This is a genomic window from Asaia bogorensis (assembly GCF_900465345.1).
Classification (GTDB): Bacteria; Pseudomonadota; Alphaproteobacteria; order Acetobacterales; family Acetobacteraceae; genus Asaia; species Asaia bogorensis_A.
In genome coordinates this window covers 1-16,983 of the sequence record NZ_UEGO01000030.1, presented here as the reverse complement: position 1 = coordinate 16,983, position 16,983 = coordinate 1, and the positions used below count along the sequence as shown (strand labels likewise).

General features: G+C 53.3%; 8 protein-coding genes and 3 pseudogenes. 6 read left to right on the top strand and 5 right to left on the bottom strand.

Annotated elements, in window-relative coordinates; all coding sequences use genetic code 11:
* Nucleotides 1-1,783 precede the first annotated feature (1,783 nt).
* The 3 genes and pseudogenes from ED655_RS10000 to ED655_RS09985 form a co-directional block, all read left to right on the top strand.
* A complete protein-coding gene (locus ED655_RS10000) occupies nucleotides 1,784-2,317 on the top strand; it encodes a sterol desaturase family protein (RefSeq protein WP_122050033.1) in 534 nt (177 codons plus the stop codon).
* Nucleotides 2,318-3,208: 891 nt separating this feature from the next.
* On the top strand, nucleotides 3,209-4,024 hold the full coding sequence (locus tag ED655_RS09995; protein ID WP_240993603.1) for an ABC transporter permease: 816 nt from the start codon (nucleotides 3,209-3,211) through the stop codon (nucleotides 4,022-4,024).
* 126 nt (nucleotides 4,025-4,150) lie between these two features.
* Nucleotides 4,151-4,940 (top strand): annotated as a pseudogene (locus tag ED655_RS09985) (IS5 family transposase); the annotation flags it as partial.
* Nucleotides 4,941-5,767: 827 nt separating this feature from the next.
* Here ED655_RS09985 and ED655_RS09980 read toward each other — a convergent pair.
* The 4 genes and pseudogenes from ED655_RS09980 to ED655_RS09965 all read right to left on the bottom strand — a co-directional run bounded on the left by ED655_RS09980 (nucleotide 5,768) and on the right by ED655_RS09965 (nucleotide 11,836).
* Entirely contained in the window at nucleotides 5,768-6,577 is an 810-nt protein-coding gene (locus ED655_RS09980) for a DUF5672 family protein (protein ID WP_205836026.1), read from the bottom strand.
* Complete coding sequence (locus tag ED655_RS09975; RefSeq protein WP_122050032.1) at nucleotides 6,570-8,150, bottom strand: glycosyltransferase family 2 protein; 1,581 nt, start codon at nucleotides 8,148-8,150, stop codon at nucleotides 6,570-6,572. The genes ED655_RS09980 and ED655_RS09975 overlap by 8 nt, the downstream gene beginning before the upstream one ends.
* A 760-nt stretch (nucleotides 8,151-8,910) precedes the next feature.
* Nucleotides 8,911-9,496: pseudogene (locus tag ED655_RS15890) on the bottom strand (IS3 family transposase); the annotation flags it as partial.
* Nucleotides 9,497-10,393: 897 nt separating this feature from the next.
* Nucleotides 10,394-11,836 (bottom strand): LTA synthase family protein, encoded by a 1,443-nt coding sequence (locus tag ED655_RS09965; RefSeq protein WP_162993475.1) that lies wholly within the window; start codon nucleotides 11,834-11,836, stop codon nucleotides 10,394-10,396.
* A 76-nt stretch (nucleotides 11,837-11,912) separates the two neighbouring features.
* Between ED655_RS09965 and ED655_RS09960 the strand changes: the two genes are divergently transcribed.
* Genes ED655_RS09960 through ED655_RS09950 form a run of 3 tightly spaced genes read left to right on the top strand, consistent with a single transcriptional unit; the run spans nucleotide 11,913 to nucleotide 16,206 of the window.
* Nucleotides 11,913-13,631, top strand: a complete 1,719-nt coding sequence (locus ED655_RS09960; protein ID WP_122050030.1) for a capsular polysaccharide export protein, LipB/KpsS family — start codon at nucleotides 11,913-11,915, stop codon at nucleotides 13,629-13,631.
* Nucleotides 13,628-14,995, top strand: coding sequence for a capsule biosynthesis protein (locus ED655_RS09955; RefSeq protein WP_122050029.1), 1,368 nt, complete (start codon nucleotides 13,628-13,630; stop codon nucleotides 14,993-14,995). The genes ED655_RS09960 and ED655_RS09955 overlap by 4 nt, the downstream gene beginning before the upstream one ends.
* Nucleotides 14,992-16,206 (top strand): glycosyltransferase family 4 protein, encoded by a 1,215-nt coding sequence (locus tag ED655_RS09950; RefSeq protein WP_122050028.1) that lies wholly within the window; start codon nucleotides 14,992-14,994, stop codon nucleotides 16,204-16,206. The genes ED655_RS09955 and ED655_RS09950 overlap by 4 nt, the downstream gene beginning before the upstream one ends.
* A 244-nt stretch (nucleotides 16,207-16,450) precedes the next feature.
* Here ED655_RS09950 and ED655_RS09945 read toward each other — a convergent pair.
* Nucleotides 16,451-16,983: pseudogene (locus ED655_RS09945) on the bottom strand (IS3 family transposase); the annotation flags it as partial.

Below are 16,983 nucleotides of genomic sequence, written 5' to 3'. Positions count from 1 at the left end.
GCTCTGTCGGGCCGCTGTCTGGCAGTGTATTGCATGCGCTAAGCGCCAGAAGCCCAACGCTGGCCAGGCAGCCACTTATAAACCGCCTGGGACCGCGATGCTGACAGATATCCGAAGTTAAAAAAAAGCACATTAAGATTTATATCTCTCTGGTGGTCGATAGAGTGGAGGCGTACATCGCGGCAAGGCGTTGTTGGTAGGACATCATGCTAGATTTTTGCGCTTGACGATATCCTGCTTCAGTCAATTCCTTGCAAAGGGTATTATTAAGTGCTGGCCCCTATTTTTTGGAGAGGGGATGAAGCTATAGACTGGCCTGAGTGAGGGCAGGTTTATGGGCAAAGTTACACGGGAGAGGTGTACGGGGAAGTTAAGGTCTTGGCTCGCGATGGTGGTGATCCGGCACGAGTTGACCCTAACGGAGTTGTCGTCAAAGCGCGGTGTGCATCAGACGTTGATCGCGCAGTGGAAGCGTCGGGTGGTCGAAGGGATGACAGTGCCTTTCTTAGGCGAGCAGACGCCCGAAGCCTGTGCCAGTCCGGTCGAGGTGGAAAAGCTTCACGCCTAAACTGGACAGGCTCAGTTGGAACGGGATTTTTTGCGAGATGCCTCCACGCGGTCGTGCGTGCTCAGAGATCCGTCTTGGAGGGCGATACGAACCTCGCGCCGTCGCGGCTGATCAACGCGCAGTTTCTTGAGATACCTTATCCCGGGTTGCGGTAGATGACCCGGCATCCTCATAGGCGCGGCAAACATGTCGGGCACAAGCGCGTCCGTCGGCTGATTGCGACGATGGGGCTGCGGGCGATTTACCAGCGGCCACGTTCGGACGTGCCGCATCCAGCACATCGAAAATGTCCCTATCTGCTACGGGATCTGGTGGCCGCCCCCCCCCCCAATCAGGTGTGGTGCTTCGACGTTACCTGCATCCCGAGGCGGAAGGCCTTCCTCTGCCTCATGGCGATCATGGACTGGGCAACCCGCGAGGTTCTACCATGGCAGCATAACAATAATCGGCTACAACTCATCAGGCCCGTAAGACTGTCCAAACGAACAAAGCCACCTCTAGGTCACGTTGACGGAAGATCTGATTCAATGTCTTGCGGCGGCGAGGCTGAGGAAACTCACGAAAGAGAGGGCGGTCTTATCGTAGCGGGTTGCGATACGACGCATCTGCTTGAGCCTGTTGAACATCCGCTCGATACGATCTCGGTCCCGATAGCGTTGCCAGTCTGTTTGCTGAGGAGCCTTACGGCCTTCGCGTGAAGGAACACCGGCAGGATCGAATGGATCAGAAGCGCCTGACGAAAACAGTCGCTGTCATAGCCCGCTCAGCCAGCATCGCCCTCGCGTTTGGAACAGGCAACATCAGCAGGGTGTCTGTGGCTTTGTAATCTGAGAAATGTAAACGCCGTAATCGCATATCGCAACCCGCTAGGACAGATGCCCGACCGTCTTCTTCTCAGCCAGCGCCTCGCCGCAGCCGTCATATTCTGACTACGAGTCCTGAGTCTAGTGTCTCGGGGCCATCCCCCCAAGACACTTTTCATCGCATCAACCCTAAGCCGTAGAAAAACCGCAACTCTCCTTTTGACTGAAGGCGGAAAAGGGAGCATATAAACTAATGTGCGTGTGACGGGAAGATTGATATGCTCGCACAGATCAATGCGTTCTGTTTTCCGAAAAAAGAGGAAATTCAGCACAGACAACGAAGATTGCAGGGGAATTCTGCCGAGTGTCATTGAGGCTTTTCAGAAATGACTGGCTGGAACGGCTTACATATATGCCGTTGTCAGTTTTTATCCCGGTTTGGGTCGTCATATTCTTCCTTGTCTTCCTGGATTGCGTGCCTATGACGGTGGCCCCGTTTATAGCTCTATTCCTTATGGGTCTTATTTCGTGGTCGTTTTTTGAATATCTGGGACATCGTTTCCTTTTCCACCTCAATGTTTCCCATGAGGTTGGCAAGCGATTTATCTACCTGATTCATGGCAACCATCATGAAGAACCGGAAGAGAAGCTCCGTAACATGATGCCGCTATCCGTCAGCCTTCCTTTTGCAGGTTTGCTCTGGGGCTTGGCGCATCTTTTAGGGGGCCATGGCGGCAGCACATTTTTCCTTGGCTTTCTTGCGGGCTACATTGCCTACGATCTTGTTCACTACGCCTGTCATCAGTATCGGCCTAAACGGGGCATTCTTCGCAAGCTACGTCGTCACCACCTTATTCATCACTACGCAACACCAGAAAAGAATTTCGCGGTAAGCAACGATGTCTGGGATCGGATTTTTCACACTAAGACCGGACGCTCACCCTGACATCAATGCGGACTGGACTTGATACCCGCGGTACCGGAAGCCCTGGCGGTAAGGGCATTGCCTTATACGAGGCGACTTTAAAAGAAGCCTCCAGAGAGGCAGGCATTCACCCGGCGTGGTTACATAATGACATGAAATTACATTGAAATTTTCATAAGTTTTCCTGAGAGGTCAGATACTCAAGAGGCTCGGGAAAAACCTCTTAGCCCTGACCAATTCTCTTTGATTCCATTTCTCTCGCGTTGATTGGGGATCATGGAAAAGGAAGAGGAAGTGGCTTAGTTTCTGTGATGTTAGAGAGCGGTTTGCTCGACCGAGCGTGCCTGGTGATCAACTCGAAGTGCTTTCCCGGTTTTCGGGTCTTGGGGTATTATGCCCTGAGCTGGAGCAGGCTCCGACCAATTCAGACGACAGCAACATCGGGGGGCCGCCATTTGATCTGGTGCTGATGTGCAAAACTCTACTGGCAGGACAAGCCGGCAAAGCTGTCGCATCAAGAACGTCATGCGCGCTGGACACTGAAGCTCATCAAAGCAAACCGGCTGGACGATGGAACCATGCCCTCCAGTAGGACAGAAGTCCCCGATCTGCTCAAAACACAGATCATAAGCGATTCAAAGAGTCGTCGATTAGATCAACCCAAAGCCTAAAATCATAACCACGGCAAATCGATTAACGGCTCTTCAATCCTGCCATATGACCGCAGTAATATCCACCAACCGAGCACATATCTATTCAGGAAACCTGTGCAGAGCGAAGCACGTCGTTTATCGTGCGCCATTACAATACCGAAGGTGTTTTGTCTTGGTCAAATAGTCATATTGTCGTACCACAAGACCTCTATCAGTGCGTTTGTGACGTAGCTACCATGCCAGAAACCAACAGCTTGTCATGTTTCAGAAAAGTGTCCAGACCGACATGAAATCACAGTCTTTGCTCTCCCTGTTTTCGTTGCAATGCCGCGTGATTGGCGCATTGATGATGCGTGAACTGCATACTCGCTTTGGTCGGCATGGGTTGGGTTTCTTGTGGATTATTGGCGAGCCAATTTTGTTCTGTGCAGGTGTTGCGATTGCCTGGAGCGCTATACGACCAACGCACGAGCATGGTTTGCCAACCACCGCGATTGTTATTACCGGATATGTGCCCCTAACCATGTGGCGACACTGTATCTCCCGTTCGGTACTAGCGTTTGAAGCTAATGGAAGCCTCCTGTTTCATAGACAAGTGACACCGTTCGATATCATAATGGCAAGGGTTATTTTGGAAATAATGGGCACCATTTGTGCCGGTTTGTTTGTGGCTGGTATCGCAATTATCTTCGGATTTATGGACTCTCCAAAAAATTACTCGCTTTTATACATGGGTTTAGCATTTCAAATGTTATTCTGCTTAGCTACCTCTTTGATTGTCGCTCCTTTAACACAGCGAAGTGAAATGTTCGAAAAATCGATCAATGTGATTTCATATCTATCTCTGCCTTTGTCTGGTGCCTTCATGATGGTTGATTGGGTTCCCCCTCATTACAGGTGGATACTCCTACTATCTCCAAGCGTTGACAGCATTGAAATGATCCGCGCGGGCCAATTTGGTTATAACGCACATGCACATTATGATATTTTTTATAGTATATGGATAAACTTCCTGCTCATCTTGATAGGAACGTCATTAACTCTCAGGGTGAAAAAATATATTCACATTACCTAATAGGCTACTAATTTCATATTAACAACGATTTCCCATATAAGTTTTATTCTTTGTTAGAGCCTGTTTGGAAAGTTGGAGCAGATGTGATTCAAGCTCTGGATGTGAACACCAGAGCAGAGGGCCCGAATGGCCTAGAGCGCCAGCAAGACGGGGCGCTATCCGTCGGACATGATGGACGAGGAATGGGAGCGGATCGCACCGCTGATGCTCGAACCGGGGCGCATGGGCCGTCCACGCGAGATCGAATCTCGCGGGGTGATCAACGCGATGCGCTACCTGGTCCGCTCGGGCTGTGGCTGGCGGATGTTGCCGATCCATTTCGACCACTGGCGCACGGTCTATGGCTGGTTTCGGGAGCTGGCCCGGCGGTTTCTGTTTCAGACTATCCATGACGTCGAACTAATGCTCGCTTGGAAGCGGTCAGGCCGCGAGACAAGTCCGACCGCCGGGGTGATCGACAGCCAGAGCATCAAGGCACCGCGTGCGCAAACAAGAGGTTATGACGCCGGCAAGAAGGTCGTCGGGCGCAAGCGGCATATTGCCGTGGATACAGACGGACGTCTGCTGATGGTCAATCTGCCCCGGCCGACATCTCCGACAGCGCAGATGCGCAGATGATTCTAGATGCGATCCACAAGCGCTAGCCCTGGGTGAAGCACCTGTTTGCCGACGGCGGCTGAAGACCGGCTCCAGTCGATGGACAAGGCGACTTATCTGGACTTCGTCGTCGAAGTCATCCGACGCCGGGACGGCGCGAAGGGCTTCGAGATACTACCCCGCATGATGGGTCGTGGAGCGGACCTTTGGCTGGATGACCCGCTGGCGACGTCTCGTGCGTGATTATGAGCGTCGTATCGACGTCTTACAGGCCGTGATCCTCGTCGCCATGGGCGCCAATCTCACCCGCAGAAATGCCTCCCGTGAATTTCCAAACAGGCCCTTAGGCCTTGATGTGTCCTGCGGCGGCAGCGATCACGGAGAAGGAGGAAGAGGCGGTTTTCCCGTATCAAGTGATAATGTCTCTGCGCTCTCCGAGCCGAGCCCTAAAATGTTCGACCAGATGCGGTGTTGATAGGCACATTTGGGGCACGAAAGGGACGGCCCATTTCATTTGATCGGAATGACGGGTTTCGAGCCTCTGCTCCACAAATCCTCACGCGATCGGTTCGAGGCATATTCCCGGTCCTAAACGGCATGGCGCGGCACACCCGGCAATGCGTTCAGGAGTGCCATGGCAGACGGCAGTTCGTGCGCCTGCCCCGGGGTCAGGATGAAGGACAGAGCTTTTCCTCGTCCGCCAGCCGCTACGCAGACCGTGCTACCAAAGCCTCCGCACGAGCGGCTGGGTGCTTGACAATTGCTCCAGCCTTTTTGAAGAAGCCCCCCTGGTAGCGGCTCTTGCCGCATAGTGGTGTGCCCTGATGTTCGTACCCTCGAACAAGACCAAGCTCGGGGCTGCATCCCGGTCCTTCGCCCTTTCGAAGACTGCCTCCCATACACTGAGCTTCGCTCAGCGGATGAAAGGTTGAGCAGCAGTCCATCAAGGGCCGAACGCCGAAGAAAGAGGGCGCCGTTTCGATGGCGTTATAAGATCGCTGATACCGTCAGGCTCAGATTGTAGGGCCGTGTTTTGCCTTTGGATCGCACAGTTACTACCCAAGGCTCCCAGACCCACCGCGCATCATCAGAAGTTGAAGACTGTATCATGCTCGTCATAAAGAGCCATGCAGACCCACTACATCTTCAAGGCCTAAAAGGCCCTAGATACCTGTCGGCGATCATCCGGCCTGCGCGTAGGACGCCGCCGGCCCCCCGCGTCATATCGCGCAGTAGGCTGGCGAAATCCCGCCTGAGTGTGCCGCGTTCATCAAGCTGGCTATAGACTTGCCAGAACGCTTCAGGCCCGATCGCACGGGGCATGTTCCAGACTCCGTGATAGCCGAAGGTTTTTTGCGGATCACCCGTGCGCTCCGCCGCGAAGGCATCGGCTAAATCACGTGGGGCAAAGCGTATGCCCTGCCCTTCCAACCAAGTGCGGTTGCGTCGCCCGATCGCCATGTCTTCTGGGTGGACGGGCACGAAGGCGGGATCGCGGCACAGTTCCATCAAGCGTCGACTTCTTAGAGAAAAACCGCCGTTACCGACATCATGCTCATCATCGAACTGTGGCCAGCTAGCGCCGACATAATCGTAATCTAGAAATGCTGCCTGCCAACGCCCCGCATTAAGCAAGTGCCCATCCCATTGCGTCACAAGGCAATGCGTGGTTTCGACATGATCGACGAGTCTTGTCAGCATGAAATTGGAGTACGCGGCAGATGAACGCAGCGGAACTATCGGTATCACTTCAATCTCGGGGTGCGCCGGGCTTACTGAGATATCGGTAAACAGTCTACAAGCCCCGAAGCGGACTTGGCGTAGTGATGTTTCCAGCGCACGCAAGGTAGCTGCCACATTCACCGATGTCACCGCGCAAAGCGTCACCTGTGATAGATGCAATCGCGCGTTTGCACAGTATAGATGCGCGGCATCAACGGCTTTTGTCTTATCCATTGATGCGGATCACAAAACGCTCGCTGTAGCGGCTAAGTTGCAAATGATGGAAAGGATCGACTTGCCGATCCATGTCTCCCGTCCCCCAGCGTAGCTTGAGCGCAGCTAGTTCGCCCATCAGCCTTGCCGCGCCTAGCGCATCGCGGTCAAACCCGCGAGATACGGACTCGTGATGAATTAGCACAGCTCGGGGTTCGTACAGAGACTGCCAGCCTTGTTGGTTGAGCCGCATGCACAGATCCACATCGTTGAAAGCAACGGCAAAACTTTCTTCGTCCAGCCCTCCCACGGCCTCGAAGCTCGTACGTCGCACGACTAGGCAAGCGGCAGTGACGGCGGAGACGAATTGCGGTAAGGCGTGGCGACGAAAATAGCCATTGGACTCTGGACGTAGCAGGCGATGAGCATGCGCTGCCCCGCCGCAAATGCCCAGTATCACGCCCGCATGCTGAATGCGTCCGTCGGGATAAAGCAGGCACGCGCCTACCGCCCCCACGTCGGGTCGCAGCGCTTGGCGAGCCATAATCATAAGCCAGTCCGGGTCCAATATTTCTATGTCATTGTTGAGCAAGCACAGTAGCTCACCGGTCGCTGCTCGTGCCGCGCGATTGTTCAGGCGGGAGAAGTTGAATGGCCCGTCGTCGCGCAGGATCTGGAAGATCACTGGATCAAGTGCGGCAAGATATTCAAGCGTCGCCAAATCATCGCTGCCGTTGTCCACAATGATTACTTCCATCACTGGATAGTTCGTGCGCTTAAGGCCTTCAATACAGGTGCGCAGCAGGTCTAGCCGGTTGCGCGTAGGAACAATGATGCTGACCTTAGGTAGAGGTCGCTCCCTACACGGATCGGGCACTGTTGAAAGTGCTACTGGAACTTGAGGGGCCGGGCGGGTGCTGCGATGATGCAGGATATAAGGTAGGTGCAGTACTTCTTGTGGCGCTGTGCTGGTGACCAGCTTTGCAATCATCGACACCAGCGCGCTATCCGTTAGCACTCGACTAAGCCAGGTCGGGTCGACTTGAAAGATAGCAGCACCAGTCACGTAATCGTGGTGGCGCAGTAGCTCGGAGTTCCATCTCGGCTTGAAGTGTGGATACGCGCGGCACCCGTTTGCAGCCAGCGCATCGTCATCGGCATATATCACACGCGCAGCAGGCTTTTTAGCCACGGCAGCGCGGTAAGCTGTACCGGCCCCCAATGCCAGCTCGTCTCCGGCCCCGAGCCACAACAGCCACACCGAGCCGCCCCCTCCTGCTTTAGATGGATCTGTAGGCATAAGCGAAATGCCTTCACGCTCAAGGCTGCGTAACGTCGCATCGCGACCCGATCCTTCGCTCACGACTGCTACGATGCTGGAATTTGCAAGGCTTTCGCCTAGTCCTTCTACGGCCGGCTCCTTACATAGCCACAAGCGGTAGGCATGAGGGGAATTACTCAGCAGCGCAGCAAATTGCGCACGTGAACGCACCCGCTTGCCTAGCACGCGCCACCAAAGGGCAGTCAACCATAATCTAGGCGAAAGACGTGCGGCGTCTAGGTAGATAACTAGCCTCAGCAGCCCGGCTTTCATGAATGTGCCTCAATGTCCATAGCACGGGTAGTGGGACTTCCTCCCTCAGTACCGCATGTCTTGATCGCGGCACGAGTGAACATTGCCTCCATGTCGCGACGCGGGGGATCGGGTGACGTCGCTGTCCATGTCCGCATGAGTTGGCGCTCATCAAGTCGGTGCCGTTCATGCTTGGCGAGGCTGGCGAGGATATCCGCAATCATTCGATCGTCGCGACGTCGAGAGACGACGTGGAGTTCTAGGTCGCACGCGAAGAGCTCATGCACCAACAACACGGCTTCTCCTTTGCTACGACCTGGCATGTGTAGCTCGGATACAATCACTTGTTGTCATCGTTCAGCCGGTCTGCGAGCGCGGTCGAGGCAACGGTGGACCTTTGCAGCGTTCTCCACTTCCTCGTCCATACGGTTGCACCCGACGAACGTAAGTGCCGCACGCCATCGGGTGAGGTTCTGCTCGTTGGTTGAAACACGGACATAGCCGTAACGCATTATTGCCTTGCCTTTCTCTCCACCTGACGTGCCCTACTTTTTGTATGCACCCGAAAAAGAGTCTCCTTTTTTATGGCTTGGCGTTTATGGGATGACAAGTGTCCTGCCATCCAGTCAGGAGTGGGGAAGCACCGTGTTGTAGACTTCCTGCCAGTTAGCTAGAATTAGTCTCGTATAGCTGAAGAGGCTGAACAGCGTTTCGATAGAGCATTCAAAGGTGGCTCTATTCGTTTGGACAGTCTTACGGGCCTGATGAGTTGTAGCCGATTGTTGTTATGCTGCCATGGTAGAACCTCGCGGGTTGCCCAGTCCATGATCGCCATGAGGCAGAGGAAGGCCTTCCGCCTCGGGATGCAGGTAACGTCGAAGCACCACACCTGATTGGGGGGGGGCGGTCGGCCACCAGATCCCGTAGCAGATAGGGACATCTTCGATGTGCTGGATGCGGCACGTCCGAACATGGCCGCTGGCAAATCGCCCGCAGCCCCATCGTCGCAATCAGCCGACGGACGCGCTTGTGCCCGACATGTTTGCCGCGCCTATGAGGATGCCGGGTCATCTACCGCAACCCGTGATAAGGTATCTCAAGAAACTGCGCGTTGATCAGCCGCGACGGCGCGAGGTTCGTATCGCCCTCCAAGACGGATCTCTGAGCACGCACGACCGCGTGGAGGCATCTCGCAAAAAATCCCGTTCCAACAGAGCCTGTCCAGTTTAGGCGTGAAGCTTTTCCACCTCGACCGGACTGGCACAGGCCTCGGGCGTCTGCTCGCCTAAGAAAGGCACTGTCATCCCTTCGATCACCCGACGCTTCCACTGCGCGATCAACGTCTGATGCACACCGCGCTTTGACGACCACTCCGTTAGGGTCAGTTAGGTCTTGAATAATGTACGGACGCGCAAAGCTCGTTGTAAAAAACATGATATGGTCCGTGTTTTCTAATGATGCGTGGTCGGTTGGGGAACCTCTGATCGAAGCGGTTCGTCCGAGGGACAAACCCCTGCCTCGCAATCTGCGGCGGACCATATCGGCGATTTTCTGGCGTCATCAGAACGGGACGGAGTGACGATCCATTCCTAAAGAACTTGGTGCTTGATGAAGAGCGGCTCAACATTTCATCTCTGGGGCGAGAGGCGATGTCTGGCAAGCGCCGTTTGGACAAGTGAAGGGTCAGGATCCGGCTTTGAGTATAATCTTCATCGACGGCACAAACATTCGGGCTCATCATAAAGCGGCAGGCGCGGACAAAAAAGAATGCAGAGGAAGCCAAAATGATCATAAAGCACTTGGCCGCGCGCGTGGCGGTTTTGGCAGTGGGGTCTGTGTAGTCGCAGATAGCCATAGAAAGGCCCTATCTTTTAGCCTGACGCCAGGTCAGGCCTATGAACTTCCATCAGCCATGGCACTCCCGAACGCGTTACCGTACGCCCCGCGCTACATTGTCTACGACCGGGGTAATGCATCGAATCGGTTTCGAGAAGTCCTTTGGAACGGGGCTCAGGCCCGGTCATCCCGACAAAACTCAAGAAGCTGCAAGTGGCCTGTTTCAAATACACCTACCGGCACAAACATCTGGTCGGAAATCTGTGGACGCGCCTTAAGGAGTGTATGGTAGGCACTACGCGACATGAAAAAAACCGCAGTATCCTTCAGGGCCGTCATCTGTATCGCCGCAGATTATCTCAATAAATAACAGGCCTTGGATAACGGGGCAGCACCTCAGAGACAGAGTGGTTTTCAGGCCATCCGAGTTATATATGTTGATTTGTTTTTTTTATTATGAGGTCATGAAGTTCCGCTGGCGTTATATCACCAACAGACGGAAAATTTCTTGTTTTATGGATATGATAAGAAAGAGAAATAAAAGGAGTTGACCGTATCTTCGAAGGGGTGACGTATCCTGGAATCGAGGGACGGTGATCGCCGAAAAATATGAGATGGGCTGAGTGGCCACAGTCGCGCAATGTAGTGTCCAAACTCTTCAATAAAGCGTCGCTGTTTTGAGCGTGACGTTCCCAAGCTGTTAGAGCATCTGAGGCATCTAAGCGGCCGGCATCCCAAGGGCCGTGATTTTCCATGGTTACAACATAAATCAGTTCTGGTGCTTCTGCGGTCATGATGCGTTTGTTAAGATAGTCACTGATTGCCTTGTCGCTGATATAGGGACCGGCTGTTTCAGCGTGTACAAAATCATCTGGGCCGACGAGCGTGGTAAAGCCCAAGGCAGGCATTAGGCGATCTCGGCCGTAGAACCTTAAATCGTGAGGATGGATGAAAAGCCGTTTTTGATAAAGGGCAGCCAGCCGATTTGGTAACCCAAAGGTACGCTCATCCTGAGCTGTAAGAAAAGGGTCAAAGGCTCGAAAGCCAAGCTCCTCCTCACTGCGCCCGCAGAGCACAGCGTATTCCGTGCGCATTGTATAAGCGCCGAAACCGCTAACGGACAGGGCCCCATGGTGGTCGGAATTTTTCTTAAGTCGCTCAAAGTTGTGGAGGGGAGCAAGCGGATGGCTAGGAATTAGATCTACGGGATTTGCAAAGGACTCGCACTGTACGATGACCAGAAAGGGTGCCGGGCCTGTACCTGGTTCCCGTGCAGGCAGTGCCTGGGCAGCAACCGGTGATGACGTTGCTCGCCATCTGAGGGTGTAAATGAGCAACACCGAAAGTAATCCGAATCGCACGATGTCTGCTTCAAGCTCAGGGCGCAACATAACATTGGAACGCCAACGAAATTTCCAGCCAGCGCCGAGGCCCAACAGAGAGGTCAGCAATATCAGAAAACCGGCGAAATGAGGTACAGGAGCAGCAGAAGAAAACGTAATGACGCATCCAGAGATGAGCATCAGAGAAGGTATCAGGATAATCTTCAAAAAATTAGGAATCGCAGCGAGGTAAAAGCGTGGATAACGCAAGAATGAAGCAGCGACCGCCAGGTCGGAAAAAACTAAGGGCTCGCCCAACACCCGAAACTTGATGTTGGAAGCAATAACAAGGGCAAGAAAAAATGCGTCCGTGAGAACGGAAGCAACCCAAAAGCCACCTGTCAACACAAGTGTTGCGCCGTACAAAATCAAGATAGAAAGGGTGTGGGATGTGTATCCGCGCCAGCCACTACGACCTGGCCGAACGCGTCTGTCAATCAAGATCGAAAATACGACCGTGCAGCAAAGGGAGAACAGAACGTCCTTCACAGAAACGACCCATAAAAAAGATAAAACATGAATTCGAAATCGGCTTTCGGATGCAGCAGGCTTTCAGTTAGAAAGCATGTCTATGAGATTTCATCCATCAAGCACAGGCTCTACGATTGACTCGGTCTTGCTAAGGCGGCCACCAAGGGCGGAACGCGAGGATGTCGAACTAGGATATATCTCCTCACTATCTAGCGAAAATCTGCATCATTCTACTGTATCGATCTTGCATGACATTCGGCGTGCAAAGATTGGGGGAGCTTTCTGGTTACCTTCTGTAGTGCTTTCCGCTGAGCGCAATATTCTCCTGTCGCTGCCAGAAGACGGAGCTCTTGCCTGGAGTTTGTGGAAGCATGTTACGGCTCAGGTAGATGCACGGAACATTGTCGTTTTTTCTCAGCACTCGCATCATGCCGATGCGATCAAAGCAGCAAATGGGCATGTTGTATCGCAGGTAGACCCGCACACCGTAGTCGAACAGACTGAGGAAGTCTGGGCAACAGGTCGGGACGACGTAGCGCTTCTAGGTGCAATTTATGGGCGGTTAGTGAAAATATGGTCACCCGAAGAAGGCGAGGCCATATTTTCTGAAACAATGGCTCTCGAATGGCTGACACAAGCTATTTCCTGGCGTAGCCCGTTCGATGGCAGATCAATAGATCTAACCGAGTCGGTAAGGATTGTTTCTGACGATCGTCGTGCGTGGGAGCGGACGCGGGATGTAGCTGCCTGTGTTGGCATGGCATGGTGGAAGCGCGAGCGTATTCGCGAGTTTTTCAATGTTAGTCGGAAGAGGGCCTTCTTTCTGCATTCCGTTTATGGCGCTCTAAGCGAAGCGCAACGTCGCAAAGGAGTAATTGCTGCTTGGTCCAGCCGCATCCCATCTGGATTAAGGGATAAGGCCAAAGCTCAAGGTGTGGAAATTTCCCAAGTCGAAGATGGCTTTCTGCGTTCTGTCGGGCTCGGTAGTGATCTTCTCCCCCCCTGTTCTATCGTAGTCGATCGGTCGGGCATCTATTTTGATCCCTCGCGCTCCAGTGATCTCGAAAAAATCCTGATGGAGACTCCCTTCGATGATGACGTGCGGGCTCGGGCTCGCCATTTGATTGATACACTTATAGCGCGGAATGTCTCCAAATACGGGAGCACGGCTGATGTTAGTCCCTTGCGTTCACGTCCTGCCGGAAAGATGATTATTCTGGTGCCGGGGCAGGTCAGTGATGATCTGTCCATTCGTTTGGGCTGTGGGGACGTCAGCGACAACCTCTCCTTGCTTCGGAGAGTTCGTGATCGGATGCCCGATGCGCATATTGTTTTTCGTCCTCACCCGGACGTGGATGCAGGCCATCGCCTAGGTGCAGTTCGAGATGATATTGCTCTGCGATACGCAGACGAAATCGCACGAGATGGCTCAATGGTCTCTTTGATTGCTCAGGTAGACGAAGTTCACACCATGACATCGCTTGCAGGCTTCGAGGCGTTGTTACGGGGGCGTGCGGTAACGACTTATGGAAATCCATTCTACGCGGGATGGGGGCTCACGTGCGATCTGGCTCCGAGCACGGGCCGTAGGGGGCGAAATCTACAATTGGAAGAGCTTGTAGCAGGGGCGCTCATTCTCTATCCACTATACCTGGATCCGGTCACCCGAACACCTTGTGGACCTGAGGTTCTTGTAGAAAGAATTTCAGACCCAACGATATGGACAACATCTTTCGCTGTGCGTCTACGAAGATTGCAAGGCCGTCTACGTAGACGAATACAGCATACACGCATGAGGATCTGGCCGAAATGAAGGCACCGGGCGATAGCCACTTCGGCAAGGACCATCTCAAACCGCTTAAAACACGGAGTTTTCTGTTTTTACAGGGGCTAATGGGGCCGTTTTTTGAGCGCGTTGGAGAAGCCCTGCTAGCGGATGGCTACAAGGTTTTCAAAATTAACTTCAATGGTGGAGACAAGCTTTTTTGGCGCCTCCCAGGTGGTGTGGACTATCGGCGAAGCCCTGAAGACTGGCCTGATTTTTTGCGTAACTTCATCGTGAAACGCGAAATTACGGATGTCGTTATTTTCGGAGACTGTCGCCTGCATCACATGGCAGCGGCAAAAGTCTGTGAAGAGCTCCAAATCCCGATGCATGTCTTCGAAGAAGGGTATCTCAGGCCGGACTGGGTAACACTCGAACTTGGGGGCGTGAACGGCCACTCGCGTTTGCCGCGCGATCCCGACTATTACCGTGTGGAGGCACAATTGCTCCCTCCCCAACTGCCTCACAGTTCCGTGCCATCTTCTTTTCAAAGGCGAGCAGCGGAAGGTATTGCCTATAATACTGCTGACCTTCTTTTGAGATGGTATTTCCCGCATTGGACAAACCATCGTCCTTGGCATCCCCTTGTTGAGGGAATGGGCTGGCTAAAGCGGTTTTCGCGTCGTAAAGCCGTCGCCGAGCGTACGAAGAAAATTCTGAGTAGGCTTGAGGCCTGTAAAGCGCCTTATATGCTCTTTCCTCTCCAGTTGGATGCAGATGCTCAGGTCCGCCTCCATTCGGGCTTTAGTGGCATGCAGGAAGCGATTGAATACGTCATTTCTTCCTTTGCGGCTCACGCACCGGCAAATATGCGACTAATCATCAAGCAGCATCCCCTAGATAATGGTCTGCGCGATTGGCGGCATATTATTGCATGCTCCGGGCGCCATAATGGAGTGCTCGGTCGGATTGGTTTCATCGAGGGTGGTGACATTGCCTTTCTGGTAAAACAGGCTAAAGGCGTCATAACGATCAATAGTACGACGGGCACATTGGCACTAGCAGAAGGTATTCCAGTTATAACGTTGGGACAGGCCATCTACAATATTCCCGGCATTACATACGAGGGCACAATTGATGCATTCTGGAACGCCCCGGAAAAGCCAGATATGGAACTATTTTTTGCATTTAGGCGCGTTCTAGTCGAATATTGTCTTGTCGCCGGTGGCTTTTTCTCAGACGAAGCCATGTCCAAGCTAGTGCGGGGTGTCGTAGCAAAACTTGAACGACACTCGCCTCAATTATTTCAGACACGGGCTACCAAGGAAGGACATGAATTCTGGCACGGAATGAGCCGTCCCCTCTTGCGGCTTGCAGAAAAGGTCGCGGACGCAGTAGGGGCTCCTGAGTGAAGGCCAGTCAGACAACATCTCCGTTTCTCCTGGATATTTCACGCCTTCTGTCCCGTTCGGGAGCAAGCGTACCGACCGGCATTGATCGGGTCGAGCTAGCCTATGCGCGATACCTGTTGGCTCATGCATCAGAACACACTCGCTTCTGTGCCATGCACCCAATTGGTGTGATGGGAATGATTGACCAGGCCTTGGCGCGGCGGTTTATACAGGCACTCGAACTCCAGTGGGGACAATCTGTTTCCGGTCGGCCGGCCGCACGCCTATGCGTTAGAATCAATCGTGGGCTGTTCTGGCATCGCCCTACTGCAATGGCTCCCGGCACAATATACCTTAATGTTTCACATCATCATCTGACACGCCCTAAGGTCGTAGGTGCCTTTCTCAGGCAGACAGGCGCTCGTTTCGTGGTGATGATTCATGATCTTATTCCGATAGACTACCCGGAGTATTCTCGTCCGAGAGAGCCCGCGCGGCATGAAGTCCGTCTCAAGACAGTCGCAAGTTATGCTGATTCCATTATTGTACCATCGCACTACGTGAAGGAAACGGTATGTCGATATCTCACTGAACTTTCTGTCAATATTCCAGTCTATGCAGTTCTTCATGGAGTCGATACTCCTCATCTCCATACACGCAGGATGGAACTGAATGTATCCCTCCGCGATCAGCTCAAAGGGCGACCCTATTTTGTATGTCTGGGCACCATTGAGCCACGGAAGAACCATCTCCTCTTGCTCAATGTTTGGCGTCGTCTCGTTGAACAGGAGCAACATTCGGCACCTATACTGGTAATCGTAGGTAAGCGCGGCTGGGAGAATGAGAATATTCTTGATCTTCTCGATCGTGCACCGGCCCTCAACGGGCACGTCATTGAGTGCCAGTCATTGCCTGACACTATGGTTCAGACCCTTCTGAAAGGCAGCTCCGGGCTTCTTTTCCCATCTTTTGTCGAAGGTTTCGGCCTCCCACTTGCGGAAGCTTTGTCACTAGGCGTGCCCGCGCTCTGTTCCGATATTCCAGTTTTACGAGAGGTCGGAGGATGTGCGGCAAGCTATCTCGATCCTCTGGACGGGCCGGCATGGTTGGACGCAATTGTGCGTTACGCTGCTTCAGGGTGTGACAGGACAGATCATGCATCACAGACAGGAAACTTCAGCACCCTTTCTTGGGAAAAGAGCGTAGCGCAAGCACTTTCATTGATAATGTAATGGCATGTATTTATTTTATTCTCATCTAAAAATAAAGGTGGGATGGTAAAGCCTTTTAGAACTTGAAGCTGTAATGGGTCTGCATGGATCTCTATGACGAAGATGTGGCAGTCCGTGACTTCTGGTGATGCATGGCGAGTTTGGGGGTCTTGGGTAGTAGCTGTGCGATCCAACGGCAAAACACAGAGGTGGACCCGTCTGTTCGGATAGTTTTGTGGGCTTGATAAGCTATACCCGGTTGTCGTTATGCCGCCATTCTGACGGCGCTACTGTTGACCATCTGGTCCGGGGTTAACCCCGGACCAGATGGTCAACAGCACGTCATGATACGCCTCATCGGGCGTGCGTCCAGCCAGTGCCGAGTGCGGACGCTGCCCGTTATAATGGGCGATCCATCCGGCGAGCCCGGCTCGTAGCTTCGATCCGGTCTCGAATGCGTGCAAATAGACGTATTTGTATTTCAACGGTCGCCACAGACGTTCGATGAACACGTTATCCAGCCAGCGCCTGCGTCCATCCATGCTGATGCGAACCTGGCGTCGTTCAAGGACCTCGGTGAACCGGGGCGTCGTGAATTGTGAACCCTGGTCCGTGTTGATAATCTCCAGCGCGCCGTAGCGGATCAACACTACCTGCAGCGCCTCGATGCAGAACTCCGCATCCATCGTGTTCGACAGCCGCCAGGACAGAACCTTGCGCGTCGACCAGTCCATGATCGCCACGAGATACAGAAAACCCTTGCGCATCGGGATGTAGGTGATGTCCGAGCATCGCACC

What these genes read in the sequence shown, in the direction of transcription:
- ED655_RS10000 (WP_122050033.1), top strand. Translation starts at nt 1,784, where the DNA reads ATGCCGTTGTCAGTTTTTATCCCGGTTTGGGTCGTCATATTCTTCCTT.
- ED655_RS09995 (WP_240993603.1), top strand. Translation starts at nt 3,209, where the DNA reads ATGTTTCAGAAAAGTGTCCAGACCGACATGAAATCACAGTCTTTGCTC.
- ED655_RS09980 (WP_205836026.1), bottom strand. Translation starts at nt 6,577, where the DNA reads ATGGATAAGACAAAAGCCGTTGATGCCGCGCATCTATACTGTGCAAAC.
- ED655_RS09975 (WP_122050032.1), bottom strand. Translation starts at nt 8,150, where the DNA reads ATGAAAGCCGGGCTGCTGAGGCTAGTTATCTACCTAGACGCCGCACGT.
- ED655_RS09960 (WP_122050030.1), top strand. Translation starts at nt 11,913, where the DNA reads ATGTCTATGAGATTTCATCCATCAAGCACAGGCTCTACGATTGACTCG.
- ED655_RS09955 (WP_122050029.1), top strand. Translation starts at nt 13,628, where the DNA reads ATGAAGGCACCGGGCGATAGCCACTTCGGCAAGGACCATCTCAAACCG.